Source organism: Methylobacter tundripaludum SV96 (assembly GCF_000190755.2).
In the GTDB taxonomy this organism is placed as follows: domain Bacteria; phylum Pseudomonadota; class Gammaproteobacteria; order Methylococcales; family Methylomonadaceae; genus Methylobacter_A; species Methylobacter_A tundripaludum.
On the sequence record NZ_JH109152.1, the window covers coordinates 2,152,552 to 2,166,688 of the forward strand.

Genomic DNA, 14,137 nt, shown 5'->3' on the forward strand with positions numbered 1-14,137 from the left:
TACCCGTTTTTCATAAAATTTTTATAACGCGGTTAGCGCCGCATCGAGTTTAACCTATGTTTTTTTTGAACCTTTTCAGAAGGCTCATTCCTAAGTTGCTGCTTGGGAATATTGTTTTTTTTGCGTCGATAGCGCTGAGCTTTGCCGAGGCGGCGCATGTTGTCGAGCACCATGACCCGATTGAAAGCGATGCGACTTTGAGTTTATCTAAAGTCATTGATCTGACCTTGGAGAAATATCCCGATACGGCTTGGCTTAAATCGCTGGAAGAAGAGGCGGCGGCGATGGGGCGGCGCGGCGACAGTTGGACTGCCGGTGCGTCGCAAGCGGGGCTGCGTTTTCAGGAAGCGACCAGCGGCACCCTGCATTATATTGACGGCACGGTGCAAGTGCCGTTATGGAATTTGGGCCAGCGCGATGCCGAACAAAGGACTGCAAAGTTGGCGGAAAGCAGTGCCATGTCGCAAGCGGCGGCCGTCAAATTACGCGTGGCAGGATTGATTAGAACCGCCCTTTGGGATATGACGTTGGCAAACTTAAGTTACGAACAGTCGAAAGCCGAGCTTACGCTGACCGATCAGTTATTGGCTAAAGTGCAGCGGCGCGTCGAATTGGGCGATTTGCCCAGAGCCGATTTATTGTTGGCGCAATCGGAATCGCTGCAAAAACGTTCAGCGGCAACACTGGCTGAAGCGGAATTAATGCATGCCCGTAAACGCTATACCAGCATCACGCAAATAACCAGAATTCCAGGCGCGTACCAGGAAAAGCTGGTTGAGCTAACCGAAATTCAGCAAAATCATCCGGCCTTAGCGGCGATTAACGACCAGATCGAACGCAAGCAGGCGGAACTCAATGCGGTTAAATTGATAGGCTCCGGCCAGACCAATCTTGCGGTCGGCATCAACAGCGACCGGTTCACTAATGATCCCCGAAGCAATCAAACGGAAAGCTTCAACATCGGCGTTACCGTTCCTTTCGGCGGCAGCGCTCATATGGCGCGGCAGGTTGCTGCGGTTAATGTCGAATTAAATAGACTGATTGCGGAACGCGAACAACTGTCCCGCGATTTGGAACAGGCGCATCACGAGGCCGAACACAACCTGGAGGTCAACCGGGCTGAATTGGGTATTGCCAATGAGTTACAGCAAGTTGCTGAAGAGCATTTAAAAATGACCCAGTTAAGCTTTTCGGTCGGGGAAATCGATCTGATGGATTTGTTAAAAATCCAGTCCAGAACCCAGCAAGCGGTGTTAAATGCCAAACAACGGGCAATCATGCTACAGCGTGATATTGCACTTTATAATCAAGTCATAGGAGTTATGCCATGAGACTGTTTTTTACCCGCTCTGCAATGGCGTTGTTATTGAGTCTGGCCGGTTTCGGCAGTTATGCAGCTGAAAACGTTATTCAAATTTCCCAGGGAAATCTTGAAAACCTCGGCGTAACATTGGGCAAACCGGAGCCGGTTACGCAAATTCCGGTGTTGTCCGCTCCGGCGAAAGTGGTGATTCCGCCGACTCAGGAATATATTGTCAGCGCATCGCAAGCCGGAGTCATCGACAAACTGAATGTGGCGATAGGCGATAAAGTTGCAAAAGGGCAGGTTCTAGCCCAGCTCAACAGCCCCGACCTGCTGACGCTGCAACGGGAATACCTGAAAGCGGGCGCCGCACAGCAAGCCTCCTTGATTAACTACAATCGGGATAAAAAATTGCTGGAAGAAGGTGTGATTCCTGATCGACGCTGGCAGGAAAGCAGCAGCCAGTATCATTCCTCTGTTTCCGAGACCGATGAACACAAGCAATTGCTGGAAATTGCCGGAATGACGGCCGGCGAAGTTAATCATCTTGCCCAAACGCACCGCTTAACCCGTCAGCTCAATGTTCGGGCGCCCATTGCTGCAGTGGTGCTGGAGCGCTTGGCCGTCGCCGGAACGCATATCGATATGATGGCGCCGTTATACCGTATCGCCAATCTGGATGAGCTTTGGTTGGAAATTGCGATTCCGCAGGAACGCATGGACAGCATTAAAATAGGCGATCGGGTGGCGGTTGAAGACACCAAGATCACAGCAAAAATCACCTTATTGGGACAAAGCGTTAACCCGGAAAACCAGACTATGCTGGCGAGAGCGGTAGTGACAAAGACGCAGGATTTTACCTCTCTACGCCCCGGACAAAGACTCAATACCCGGATTATCCAGCCCAGTGACAAGGCGGCTTTTAAGGTTCCCAATACGGCGATTGCCCAGAATGAAGGTAAAGCCTTTATTTTTATCCGCACGCAACAGGGATTTTCGGTGACTCCGGTCACCGTAGTCGGTAAACAGGGTGACGAGTCCATTATCAGCGGCGAGTTGACCGGCGATGAAGAAATCGCCGTTAAAGGCGCAGTTGCGCTCAAAGCAAACTGGCTGGGCCTGGGGAGCGATGAATAATGGCTAATTTGATTCGCTTTGCGCTGGGTCAGCGGCTGATGATGTCGCATCGTTCCCACGCTCCGGCGTGGGAACGCATTCGGCAACGCTCCAGCGTTGCTAACCGTGACGCTGGAGCGTCACTAACTGCATTCCCACGCCGGAGCGCTCGTATTTATACACATCTCGAAGTAGGCCGGAATAAGCCGGTTCGAGCGGCAGCGAGAACTGGCGTTTCCGGCAAACACCTCCCGAACTCGCCGGAAACGCCACCTCGCGCTATGCGCTTGGATGGCCTTATTCCGGCCTACATCCTAGCCCGCCATTCCAGCGTCCATAGCGAAATGACGCTCTTCGACAGACTTGTGTATAAAGATGAGCGTCGGAGCGTGGAAACGATAATTGTCATCAACGGCGCGGTTGCGCTTAAAGCCAACTGGCTAGGAGCGATGAATAATGGCTAATTTGATTCGCTTTGCGCTGGGTCAGCGGCTGATGATGATGTTATTGGTCGTGCTGCTGGCAGGCGGAGGCTATTACGCCTTTAAAAACATTCCGATTGACGCCTTTCCTGAAGTGTCGCCGACCCAGGTCAAGGTGATCGTCAAAGCGCCCGGCATGACCCCCGAGGAAGTCGAAGCCAGGATCACTGCGCCGATCGAAGTCGAGCTGCTGGGTATTCCGCATCAAACCATGCTGCGTTCTATCGCCAAATACGCGTTGACCGACATTACCGTCGATTTTAAAGAAGGCACGGATATTTTCTGGGCGCGTCAGCAGATTGCCGAACGCTTGAATACGATGTGGGGGAGTTTACCCGCGGGTGTCGAAGGCGGCATTGCGCCGATGACCACGCCGCTGGGCGAAATGTTCATGTTCACCGTGGAAGGCGGAGGCTTGAGCCTAATGGAACGCCGCAGTCTGTTGGACTGGGTGATAAGGCCTGCACTGCGCACGGTATCCGGCGTTGCCGATGTCAATTCGCTGGGCGGGATGGTCAGGAGTTTTGAAGTCATACCCGATAATACCCGCATGTCGGCCAGAGGCATCAGCATTGCTCAACTGACAGCTGCCCTGCAAAACAATAACCGCAACGATGGCGCAGGCCGTTTGACCGATGGCGAGGAAGCCTTGATCGTCCGTGCCGAAGGCCGCATCAAAACCCTGGACGATGTCGGCGTTATCGCGGTGGATAACAGAAACGGCGTTCCTATTACCGTCGGTGATGTTGCTCAAATTAAAATCGGCGCTTTGACCCGCTACGGTGCGGTCAGTAAAAATGGCGAAGGAGAAGCGGTCACCGGACTGGTGCTAAGTTTGCGAGGCGCTAACGCCAGGCAAACCATTGCCGGTATAGAAGAAAAACTGGCCGAAATCAGCCCGGGCTTTCCTAAAGGCGTGGAAGCCAAAGTTTTTTACAATCGCGGCAACCTGGTGGACAAGGCGGTAGATACGGTTTTACATGCGCTGCTCGAAGCCATCGCGCTGGTTATCGTGCTGCTGATTTTATTTCTGGGTAATTTGCGCGCCGCGTTGGTTGTCGCACTGGCCTTGCCGCTGGCGGCGCTGTTCACCTTCATTTTGATGAACTACATGGGCATGTCGGCCAACCTGATGAGCTTGGGCGGCCTTGCGATTGCGATCGGTATGCTGGTGGATGCCGCCGTGGTGGTGGTTGAAAACCTGATCACCCATCTGGCGCATGTCGAAAAAGCCCAGCGTTTGCCGCGACTGCATGTGATTTACCGGGCCACCCGCGAAGTCGCTACCCCGGTTGTCTCCGGCATTTTGATTATTATTATCGTGTTTTTACCGTTGCTGACCTTGCAAGGGCTGGAAGGTAAATTATTTACGCCGGTAGCCTTAACCATTGTGTTTGCACTCAGCGGTTCGCTGGTGTTGTCGCTGACGGTGATTCCGGTGATCGCCTCTTATTTGCTGAAAGAGGTGTCGCACGAAGAACCCTGGCTGCCCAGACAATTGCAAAAGCTTTATCAGCCCGCTTTAGTCTGGTGTCTTGCCAACAGCAAAAAGGTATTTATCGCGGCAGGTTCCCTGTTGGCCGTGACCGTACTGGTCTTTACCCAGATCGGCAGCACCTTTATGCCGACTATGGATGAGGGCGACATCATCGTGCAGTTGGAAAAATTGCCGTCGATTACCCTGGAGGAATCCGTGGCCTTGGATCTTCAGGTGCAAAAAAACCTGCGTAAAAACATTCCCGAAATCATTGATGTTGTCGGCCGCGTCGGCTCGGATGAGTTGGGGCTTGATCCGATGAGTTTGAACGATACCGATACCTTTTTGATACTCAAGCCTAAAAAGCAATGGCGCATGGACAGCAAAGAACAATTGCTGGATGAGATCAGGAAGGTCATGGCGCAAACGCCGGGCATTGCCTTTCAGTTTACCCAGCCGATTGAAATGCGCGTCTCGGAAATGCTGACCGGAACGCGCGGCGATGTGGCGGTCAAATTATTCGGCACCGACTTGGCCGTGTTAAATGAAAAAGCGCAACAAATAGCGGAGGTACTGAAAAACATAACCGGCGCCAGCGATGTGTTCGCCAAGCAAAATGACGGGATGCAGTTTTTGCAACTGACCATCGATAAATCGGCCGCAGGGCGCTTGGGCCTGGACAGCGACAGCATTGAAACGTTGCTGCGCGCGCAGATCGAAGGTTTAAAGTTGGGCGTGGTCCAGGAAGGCATCAAGCGCACGCCGTTAATTTTACGCGGCGACAGCAATACCGCTACTTTTGACAATTTGCAAATTACCTTGCCGGGTGGCGGGCAGGTGCCGGTCACGGCGGTTGCCAAAATAGAAAAAGTGGAAGGCGTCGTGTCGGTGGGCAGGGAGCGAGGCCAGCGCTTCGTGGTCATTACCAGCAACGTACTGAACCGGGACTTGGTCGGCTTTGTCGATGAAGCCCGCAAGGCCGTTGCCGACAAGGTAGATTTGCCGACCGGCTACACCGTTGAATTCGGCGGACAGTTCGAAAACCAGCAACGCGCTGCGGCGACATTGTCGTTGGTCGTTCCGGTTTCGTTAGGGCTGATTTTCTTGTTATTGTTTTCAACCTTCGGTTCGGTTCGTCAGGCTGCATTGGTGCTCTCCAACATCCCGTTGGCGATGGTCGGCGGCGTTTTCGCCTTATGGTTATCCGGGGAGTATTTATCGGTACCGGCATCGGTCGGCTTTATCGCGCTGCTCGGTATTGCCGTGCTTAACGGCGTGGTCATGGTCAGCTATTTTAATCAGCTGCTCGCAACCGGCATGGATTTGGTTAAAGTGGTGCTGGTCGGTTCGTCCCGGCGCTTGCGCCCGGTACTGATGACCGCTAGCATCGCGGCATTCGGCCTGATTCCGTTGCTGTTTGCAACCGGGCCGGGGTCTGAAATTCAGCGCCCATTGGCTATCGTAGTGATAGGCGGCTTGGTGTCATCGACCTTTTTAACCTTATTTTTATTGCCGATTTTGTTTAAATTATTCGGACTGTCACCGGAGGAGAAGCAATGAACAGCAAGGAATATTTAGTCACACTCAACGTGCCGCTCAGCCTTGAAGAAGCGGTTGTCGATAGTCTGTTGATGCTGGAATCGGAACACGGCTTTAGCAGTTTTCCGGTCAATTCGCATGATCATAAAAATGAAGGCTTGTCGCTGGCCGAACAGGTCACCGGACGGCAGAAAAAAGTCCGCTTTCAAATGTACGTGCCGGAGGATGGATTAGCCCAATTATTGGCGCAACTGAGAGCGGAGTTTTCCGGTTCGGGGATTAAGTACTGGGTGCTGCCGGTGATTGAGAACGGGGTTATTTGAGGACGTTTTTGCACCACGAAGACACGAGGAGCACGAAGTTTTTACGTTCCCACGCTTCGGCATGGGAACGCTGTAATCAGCCAATGCGTGTATTCCAGCGTTCATGCTCTGGAAATATTGAAGTAAATTCTTTTTTTTATCGTTCCCACGCCGGAGCGTGGGAACGATAAATGTTTTAGCTGTCCCTACGAAAGCAACGATGCCAATAAAGGCCGCAGATTATGCAACTGGCGTTGCCGGGTTAACCGGTTGGCGATGATGATGCTTTTTAATTCGGTCAGCGCCAGTGCAAAATCGTCATTAACCACCAGATAATCGAACTCGTCATGGTGGCGGATTTCGGTCACCGCGTCGCGCATCCGGCGGGCGATGATCTCTTCACCATCCTGGCCCCGGTTTCTGAGGCGCTGCAATAGCACTTCCGTCGATGGCGGCAGGATAAAAATCGACAGACTGTCGGGCAGCAGTTTTTTGATTTGCTCCGCGCCCTGCCAGTCGATCTCCAGAATGACATCCAAGCCCTGTTTCAGGTTTTCTTCCACGGTCTGCTGCGCTGTGCCGTAGAAATTATCGAAAACCTGGGCATGTTCAAGAAACGCCTGTTGTTCCTGCATGGCTTGAAAGTCAGCGACACTGACAAAGTAATAATCCTGGCCGTGTGCTTCGCCGGGGCGCATCTGGCGGGTGGTATGGGAGACCGATACGGTCAGGTCGTCCAGATCGGCAACCAATTGTTTAACCAGGCTGGTTTTACCGGCGCCGGATGGGGCGGAAATAATATACAGTTTGCCGATGTTCATAAGTCTTAAGGTGAAAGGCTCGAGGTGAAAGGTTCAAGATCGAATCTGAATGGATATGTATTTTGTATGAGCACACACAAGGTCCTACATGATACAGGATGCCACCGCTCGGACAAAGTAGCCGTTAGAACTGCGGTCTGTTTTTCCGGTTTTCGATCTTCAATCGGGTTAGCTATGCGGATCATTAAACTTGGGACGCGGTAATCAGCAGAATGAAAGGCAGGAGTACAAGCTTCGCTTGTACAGCAGGCGAAGCCTGCACTCCTGTCCTATGGCCCGCACCCTGTACGAGCATGATTAACAAACCGCGATTCATATCGTTCTCACGACGGAGCGTGCTTTTCTTCGTGACAAAGCCCCCTTACACTTATGAACTACGGCTTAAACGCGTCGCTATCGATATAAATATCGATAGGGTTTTCCGGTTCAATTGTTGCAACGGGCAAATCCGATCCTGAGCGCCACAGGTTGACGGCTTCCTGCTTGTTCGCGCCGGTGATCAGGAAGATCAATTCCCGTGTGTTGCTCAATGCCTTGGCGCTGATCGAAACGCGCTCCGGCGGCGGTTTGGGTGAATTGTAAACGGCATGCACCAGTTCATCCTGTTGATGCTGATGGCCGGGGAACAGGCTGGCGGTATGGCCGTCCTCGCCCATGCCCAGCAACACCATATCGAATGCACCGGCCTCGGCGACGGTTAATCTATAGCTTTCAGCGGCTTGTTCCGGACCCCGTTCGGCGGGAATGGTAAAGACCTGATTGGCCGGAATAGCCACGTTGTCCAGTAAAACCCGGCTTGCCATCAGGCTGTTTCGATCCTGATGATCTGCGGGAAGACAGCGTTCGTCGCCGTAATAAATGTGCCAGTTGGCCCAGTCGGCATTCGACTCGGTCAGCAGTCGATAGACTTTTTCCGGGGTGCCGCCTCCGGCTAGCACCAGCTTGAATTTGCCGCGTTCCGAAATAGCCGATGTTGCGGCGTTAAGAATTTGCTGACAGGCGGCCTCTGCTACTTGTTCTGCGGTTTCCAGATAATGCCAGCGGCTGTTGTTTTGCATTTAGTTACACTCCGGGGTTAATGAGCTGCGCCAGGATTGGCTTTCTTTGTCGAATAAGCGGCGGCTGTCTTCAGGCCCCCAGGAACCGGCGGGGTACGTGGCAATATAGTCACGTTCAATCGCCCAGGTTTGCAGGATGGGGTCGACAATGCGCCACGCATATTCTACTTCATCAAAGCGCAGAAATAATGAGCGGTCGCCTTTTAATACGTCCAGCAATAAGTCTTCATAGGCATCGATGGGTTTTTCATTCTGCTGGCGGAAGCTGGCGTCCAGGCTGGTGGAGCGGGTGCGCATCTCCAGGCCGGGCTCTTTGACGGTCATTTCAATGCGGATGCACTCTTCCGGCTGTATGCCCAACAGCACCCAGTTGGGGTTCATGCATTGCACTTCGGTGCCTCGGAAAAACTGTAGCGGCGGGTGGCGAAAACAAATCGAAATGGTCGATTGCGCCTTGGCCATGCGCTTGCCGGTACGCAGGTAAAAAGGCACGCCCCGCCAGCGCCAGTTATCGATATACAGTTTTATCGCGGCATAGGTTTCGGTCATGCTGTTCGCCGGTATGCCGTCTTCCTGAAGATAGCCGCCCACTTGCTCGCCGCCGATACGGCCTTTGGTATATTGAGCGCGGAAGGCATGCCCGTGTACCGCTTCTCTGGGAATAGGACGGATGGATTTCAGGACTTTGACTTTTTCGTCGCGCAGGGACTCGGCATCCATCGAAACCGGCGGTTCCATGGCGACCAGCGTCAGCAGTTGCAGCAGGTGGCTTTGCAGCATGTCGCGCATGGCTCCGGCGTTGTCATAGTAATCGGCGCGGCTGCCTATGCCTATGTCCTCGGAGTGGGTGATCTGGATATGGTCGATATAATTGCGGTTCCATAACGGTTCCAGCATCACATTGGCAAAACGAAACACCAGCACATTTTGCACGGTGCCTTTACCCAGATAATGATCGATGCGGTAAATTTGCTGTTCCGTTAAATAGCGGCTGATGCGTTTTTGCAGGGCCTGGGCGCTGTCCAGATCATAACCGAAAGGTTTTTCAATAATGACCCGTCGCCAACCGTGTTCTTCATCGAATAAGCGGTTAGTGCTTAACATCTCCATGACGGTGCCAAAGTCAGCGGGACTGATAGAAAGATAGAACGCGATGTTTTTAGGGAATTGGTTTTCCCGGTTGAGCGTGTCGACCAGTTCCGTATAGCACTGCGCCTGCTTTATATCGCCTTGATGATAATACAGGCGGGCGCTAAAACGCTGGAATACGGTTTCATCAAAATCGCCTGGAGCCTTGGCCTGAATCATCTGCCTAGCTTCTTCCAGCCATTTCTGCTGATCCCACGGTCTGCGGCCTATTGCCAGAATACGGGTGCCTTCAGGCAAGCGGTTTGCGGCATCCAGATGATACAGCGCCGGCATTAATTTAATCCGGGACAAATTTCCGGTGGCGCCAAAAATGGCGTAGGTACAGGGTTCGGCTTTCATCGGTAGCGCCTTCGTGGTGAATAAAAAGCTTTTAGTTTTGGTTCCGGCTTGTCCGGTTTAAGTTTAAACAGTATAGCTAGTAGATGCCGTTTTACCGCCATGCCCGGTCCAATCGGTATGAAAAAACCGGCCTCGGGGTTGATCTGTCCGTTCATAGGTATGCGCGCCGAAATAATCCCGTTGCGCCTGCAATAAATTAGCCGGCAGTTTTTCACTGCGATAGCCGTCGTAATACGCCAGGGCGGAGGACAATGCCGGGGTCGGGATGCTGAGCTCGATGCCTAATATTACCGCTTTACGCCAGCCTTCGTCGGCTTGTTTCATGGTCTTGGCAAAGAAATCGGCGAACAGCAGGTTTTCCAGATCGGGATTGGCATCGTAGGCTTGTTTGATGTCGTTTAAAAACAGGCTGCGAATAATACAGCCGCCGCGCCACATCAGCGCAATATCGCCATAATTGAGTGACAGGCCGTATTCTTTCGACGCTTCGCGCATCAAACGAAAACCCTGTGCATAGGAAATAATCTTGGCCGCGTACAACGCATCGCCGATGGCATTGATCATGGCTTTTTTGTCGCCGATAAACCGCAGTGCGCGTTTAGGCAGTACGGACGCGGCCTTAACCCGTTCCTCTTTTTGCGCGGACAAGCAGCGGGCAAATACCGACTCGCCGATCAAGGTTAACGGAATACCCAAGTCCAAGGCATTGATGCCCGCCCATTTGCCGGTGCCTTTTTGCCCGGCGGTGTCGAGGATTTTTTTCAGCAGCAGCTGACCGTCTTCATCTTTGTACGCCAAAATGGCGGCGGTAATTTCAATCAGGTAAGAATTTAACGGGCCCTGATTCCACGCGGCAAATATCGAGTGCATTTCATTAGCGCCTAAGCCCAAGCCGTCGGACATCAGTTGGTAAGCCTCGCCGATCAACTGCATGTCGCCGTACTCGATGCCGTTATGCACCATCTTGACGTAATGCCCGGCCCCGTTATCGCCAACCCATTCGCAGCACGGCTCGCCATTAACCTGCGCGCTGATGGACTGGAAAATGGTTTTGACGATAGGCCATGCGGCTTTATTGCCGCCGGGCATGATAGACGGGCCGTGTCTTGCACCTTGCTCGCCGCCGGAAACGCCTGCGCCTATGTAAAGGATGTTTTGTTGTTGCAGGGAGAGCATGCGGCGAGCGGTGTCGGTGAATAGCGAATTGCCGCCGTCAACAATAATATCGTCGGCTGATAACAGCGGTGTTAACTTGTCGATGTACTGATCGACGACTTCGCCCGCTTTCACCATCAACATGACGATGCGCGGCGATTCCAGGTTGTCGATCAGCTCTTCCAGCGAGTGCGTGCCGATAATCTGCGTGTTTTTGGCGGGGCCGGTCAGGAACTCATCGACTGTACTCGTAGTGCGGTTATAGACCGCCACCTTAAAACCGTGGTCGTTCATATTAAGCGCCAGGTTTTGTCCCATGACGGCTAGGCCGATTAAGCCGATATTTGCTTTCATAGTTGTCTTCTTGAAGAGTGATTTTAAATTGTTTGTTAAACCTGAAAACGAACGGCGATTTGTCCACGAAAGGCACGAAAAAACATTCTGTTATGGCTATAGTGTTTCGGGGCACAGCGCTTAAGTTAAAGATTTTAGTGAGTACTAGTTCCCAAGCTCCAGCTTGGGAATTCAGTGTCGGAAGTTCCAGCTTCCTGTCCCGCGAAGCTGGAGCTTCGCTATCTGGGTTCCCAAGCTGGAGCTTGGGAACCAGCGTAACATTGTTTTCGTGCCTTTCGTGTTTTTCGTGGACAATTGATTTTTCAGGGTTAAATCAATGCTTGCCCGGCTCCAGTTTTACGCCCCGTCTTTCATAGGTAACATAAGCCTGTAGCACGGTCATTTTCGGATCGTCGGCTGCCAGAGGCTGTCCTTCCAGCGGATTTTTAAGACACCAGTTGATCATTTGCCAAAGCGGCACGACTTTACCCAGCTGTTTTTGAAATTTCGGATAGGTTTCGGGATGGGTATTAGCGGCATTGGGATGGCACTGGGCGCAGGCGACGCCGTTGGTACCTAACTTGGGGCTGGTCCATAACTCGCGGCCTTCGCCCACAACGGCCATAAATTGTTGCTGCCAGCGTTGCACATCGGCCTCGGTAAATTCATCGGCCAACGATGAACCGGTGGATGCAAACGCCAAACACAGCGCCATCGCTGTTTTTTGATAAGTAGACATGTTTTTGCTCCTGTGCCGCGGCTAATAATGTGTTTGGGGGACAATCCGCGCCTTTTCGTCCTGATAGGCAACGTCTTCCGGACGTTTTTTATCCGTGTTGTAGCGGACAATCCGGCTGGTGTTGTTATAAAGCGTGTAATTCAAATCCAGGTTGCCATTGGCTATGTTGATAAACTGCCAGCCGGTGGCATCGCGGTCAAAAAACGGATCGGCCCGGTTCATCGGCACCGTCAATTTGGGCAAATATTGTTCCGCCTGGGCATAAGCTTGCGGATAAGGCCACGGCCAGGCGGTTGCCATCACCGAGTTGAAACTGATATTGCCGATCTGGTTGTACTGGATCTGGTGGACGTGACCGTAAATGACGGATACCTTGTTAAACGGTTGCAGCAGAGCCTGAACTTGGTCGGCATCTTCGGTCCAGAAATTCCAGCCTTTGTAGATTTTCTGTAACGGCGAATGGGAAAATACCACCACCGGCGTATCTTTGTCGATCTTGTCCAGGTCATCTTTCAGCCACACTCGCTGCTCCTCGCCAACCATGAACGGCGAACCGTTCGGGTTGTCGAGATCGGCCATTTCCAGCATCCGTTGTTCGGCGGTCGGCCAGCGCTTGAAGGTCCAGTCGTCATAGGTTTTGATACTGTTCAGCACTACGAAATGCACGCCTTTATGGTCGAAGCTGTAGTATTGGGGGCCGAACAACTTCCCCCAATATTCGCCCAGATCCAGGTAATAATCGTGTTCACCCATCACGTAATGAACATTGCCATGCAAGGCCGACAGGATTTCCGCGCCATGATCCAGTTCGGGCTTGCTGCCAAGCTGCGCTAAATCGCCGCCGAACATCACAAAATCCGGTTTGGGCGTCAGCAGATTGGTTTCCGCAACGGCGCGGATCAGGCCACGATCCCAGTTTCTGACAAAACGGTTGTCTTTAATATGCTGGATATGGGCATCCGAAATATAGGCAAAGGTGAAGTTTTGGCTGCTTTCCGCAAAGGCCAGTTCGACCAAGCTGATCGGTAAGGTGGTGCCGATGGCTAAAGTACCCGCGGTTTTGATGAAATTCCGGCGACTGTTATCGATGGTGTTCATAACGTGAATTCCTCATTCAGTTGGCCGCTTGGGTGGGTATCGGATTGGCATATCTGGAACCGGACCATGAGCTGGTCAGCGCCTTCATAAAAGCCACCAGATCGTTCAGCTGCGGGTCGGTCAGATTCAGCGGACGGATGCCGCCGCTCAGGAAATCGTTCACCCGTTCGTCCGCCTTGTTCACGCCGCCGTTGTTATAGTGAACCATCACCTCTTTCAATGTTTTCAGGCTGCCGTCGTGCATGTAGGGCGCGGTCAACTCGACATTGCGCAAGGTAGGCGTTTTGAACGCGCCGATTTGGCTTAATTCATCGGTTACGGCAAAGCGGCCCAATTCCGACGACTTTTTATCGGTCAATACCATCGTATCGACTTGGCCGCCTTTATTTTTAGCCTCCAGAAAAGCCTGGGTTAGCCGGGAAATGTCTTGCTGAATTTGATTGATGCCGACACCGATATTGTGAAAACGATTGTCGGTAAAAAGCGCGTGATCCTGCTCAATGGTATGGCAGGAAACGCACCGGCCTTGGCCAATGAAAAGCTCGAATCCGCGAATCTGGGCATCGGTCATCGCATCGGTTTTGCCGTTGAAATAATAACGGTCGAACGGTGAATTCCCGGCAATCAGGGTGCGCTCGAAGCTGGCAATGGCTTTGGCGACATGGTCTATGGTCAGTTTTTTAGCGCTGACATCAAATACGGATTGGAAGGTGGCAAGATAATCAGGATCGGTGCGGATGATTTCGAGCACCTGTTTATGGTCGGTCAAGCCGTGTTCAACCGGGTTGATTAACGGCTGTTTGGCTTGACCTTCCAGATCCGGTTCGCGTCCGTCCCAGAATTGTGACTGGTTGAATGCGGCATTGAGCACGGTGGAAGCATTGCGCGTTCCGGTCAGCCCGTGGTGACCGATCGAAACAGGCAGGCCGTCGGTAAACGCTTGTTTATCGTCATGGCATTTTGAGCAGCTGACGGTGCCATCGACAGAAAAGCGTTTGTCATGAAACAGTTTATCCCCCAGCGCAATTTTGTCCGGGGTTTGCGGGTTGTTTGCCGGTATTGGCAGCGGCGGCAAACCTAGCAGATTATTTTTATCGGGGACTGATTGGGGATTGACGGCGGCCGGCTCAGCCAGCGGTTTGGTGTCGGCCTGCTTTTGGGCGAATAAAGTCGCCAGAACAAGAACCGGCAATAAGGCATAGCGCATGGTGGGCCTCCTGATGAAT

The 14,137-nt window shown here is 52.5% G+C and carries 12 protein-coding genes; 5 read left to right on the forward strand and 7 right to left on the reverse strand.

Annotation, left to right across the window (positions count from 1 at the left end):
* Positions 1-56 precede the first annotated feature (56 nt).
* From METTU_RS09735 to METTU_RS09755, 5 genes are read left to right on the forward strand one after another with little or no spacing between them, the layout of a single operon-like run.
* Complete coding sequence (locus METTU_RS09735; protein ID WP_006891292.1) at positions 57-1,331, forward strand: TolC family protein; 1,275 nt, start codon at positions 57-59, stop codon at positions 1,329-1,331.
* A complete protein-coding gene (locus METTU_RS09740) occupies positions 1,328-2,440 on the forward strand; it encodes an efflux RND transporter periplasmic adaptor subunit (RefSeq protein WP_006891293.1) in 1,113 nt (370 codons plus the stop codon). The genes METTU_RS09735 and METTU_RS09740 overlap by 4 nt, the downstream gene beginning before the upstream one ends.
* Positions 2,440-2,883: a hypothetical protein gene (locus METTU_RS09745; RefSeq protein WP_006891294.1), complete on the forward strand. Its 444-nt coding sequence runs from the start codon at positions 2,440-2,442 to the stop codon at positions 2,881-2,883. The genes METTU_RS09740 and METTU_RS09745 overlap by 1 nt, the downstream gene beginning before the upstream one ends.
* Positions 2,876-5,938, forward strand: coding sequence for an efflux RND transporter permease subunit (locus METTU_RS09750; protein ID WP_006891295.1), 3,063 nt, complete (start codon positions 2,876-2,878; stop codon positions 5,936-5,938). Before METTU_RS09745 ends, METTU_RS09750 begins: the two co-directional genes overlap by 8 nt.
* The gene (locus METTU_RS09755; RefSeq protein ID WP_006891296.1) at positions 5,935-6,240 is read left to right on the forward strand and encodes a DUF3240 family protein; all 306 of its coding nucleotides are present in this window, start codon (positions 5,935-5,937) and stop codon (positions 6,238-6,240) included. The genes METTU_RS09750 and METTU_RS09755 overlap by 4 nt, the downstream gene beginning before the upstream one ends.
* Positions 6,241-6,425: 185 nt before the next feature.
* Here the strand turns inward: METTU_RS09755 and gmk are convergent, their stop codons facing one another.
* The 7 genes from gmk to METTU_RS09790 form a co-directional block, all read right to left on the reverse strand.
* Positions 6,426-7,040: a guanylate kinase gene (gene gmk, locus METTU_RS09760; protein WP_006891297.1), complete on the reverse strand. Its 615-nt coding sequence runs from the start codon at positions 7,038-7,040 to the stop codon at positions 6,426-6,428.
* A gap of 374 nt (positions 7,041-7,414) precedes the next feature.
* A complete protein-coding gene (pgl, locus tag METTU_RS09765) occupies positions 7,415-8,098 on the reverse strand; it encodes a 6-phosphogluconolactonase (RefSeq protein ID WP_006891298.1) in 684 nt (227 codons plus the stop codon).
* Positions 8,099-9,586, reverse strand: a complete 1,488-nt coding sequence (gene zwf / locus METTU_RS09770; RefSeq protein WP_006891299.1) for a glucose-6-phosphate dehydrogenase — start codon at positions 9,584-9,586, stop codon at positions 8,099-8,101.
* Positions 9,587-9,649: 63 nt separating this feature from the next.
* The gene (gene gnd / locus METTU_RS09775) at positions 9,650-11,095 is read right to left on the reverse strand and encodes a decarboxylating NADP(+)-dependent phosphogluconate dehydrogenase (RefSeq protein WP_006891300.1); all 1,446 of its coding nucleotides are present in this window, start codon (positions 11,093-11,095) and stop codon (positions 9,650-9,652) included.
* A 313-nt stretch (positions 11,096-11,408) separates the two neighbouring features.
* Positions 11,409-11,813 carry a hypothetical protein gene (locus tag METTU_RS09780; RefSeq protein ID WP_006891301.1) on the reverse strand — a complete coding sequence of 135 codons (405 nt, stop codon included), beginning with the start codon at positions 11,811-11,813 and terminating at the stop codon, positions 11,409-11,411.
* 21 nt (positions 11,814-11,834) lie between these two features.
* Complete coding sequence (locus tag METTU_RS09785) at positions 11,835-12,911, reverse strand: metallophosphoesterase family protein (RefSeq protein WP_006891302.1); 1,077 nt, start codon at positions 12,909-12,911, stop codon at positions 11,835-11,837.
* Between the two features lie 16 nt (positions 12,912-12,927).
* Positions 12,928-14,118 (reverse strand): cytochrome-c peroxidase, encoded by a 1,191-nt coding sequence (locus METTU_RS09790; RefSeq protein ID WP_006891304.1) that lies wholly within the window; start codon positions 14,116-14,118, stop codon positions 12,928-12,930.
* Positions 14,119-14,137: the final 19 nt, after the last annotated feature.

Excerpts from the sequence above, each read along its gene's own strand:
- METTU_RS09790 (WP_006891304.1), bottom strand. The coding sequence starts at position 14,118 with ATGCGCTATGCCTTATTGCCGGTTCTTGTTCTGGCGACTTTATTCGCC.
- METTU_RS09745 (WP_006891294.1), top strand. The coding sequence starts at position 2,440 with ATGGCTAATTTGATTCGCTTTGCGCTGGGTCAGCGGCTGATGATGTCG.
- pgl (WP_006891298.1), bottom strand. The coding sequence starts at position 8,098 with ATGCAAAACAACAGCCGCTGGCATTATCTGGAAACCGCAGAACAAGTA.
- METTU_RS09735 (WP_006891292.1), top strand. The coding sequence starts at position 57 with ATGTTTTTTTTGAACCTTTTCAGAAGGCTCATTCCTAAGTTGCTGCTT.
- METTU_RS09755 (WP_006891296.1), top strand. The coding sequence starts at position 5,935 with ATGAACAGCAAGGAATATTTAGTCACACTCAACGTGCCGCTCAGCCTT.
- METTU_RS09785 (WP_006891302.1), bottom strand. The coding sequence starts at position 12,911 with ATGAACACCATCGATAACAGTCGCCGGAATTTCATCAAAACCGCGGGT.
- METTU_RS09750 (WP_006891295.1), top strand. The coding sequence starts at position 2,876 with ATGGCTAATTTGATTCGCTTTGCGCTGGGTCAGCGGCTGATGATGATG.
- zwf (WP_006891299.1), bottom strand. The coding sequence starts at position 9,586 with ATGAAAGCCGAACCCTGTACCTACGCCATTTTTGGCGCCACCGGAAAT.
- METTU_RS09780 (WP_006891301.1), bottom strand. The coding sequence starts at position 11,813 with ATGTCTACTTATCAAAAAACAGCGATGGCGCTGTGTTTGGCGTTTGCA.
- gnd (WP_006891300.1), bottom strand. The coding sequence starts at position 11,095 with ATGAAAGCAAATATCGGCTTAATCGGCCTAGCCGTCATGGGACAAAAC.
- METTU_RS09740 (WP_006891293.1), top strand. The coding sequence starts at position 1,328 with ATGAGACTGTTTTTTACCCGCTCTGCAATGGCGTTGTTATTGAGTCTG.
- gmk (WP_006891297.1), bottom strand. The coding sequence starts at position 7,040 with ATGAACATCGGCAAACTGTATATTATTTCCGCCCCATCCGGCGCCGGT.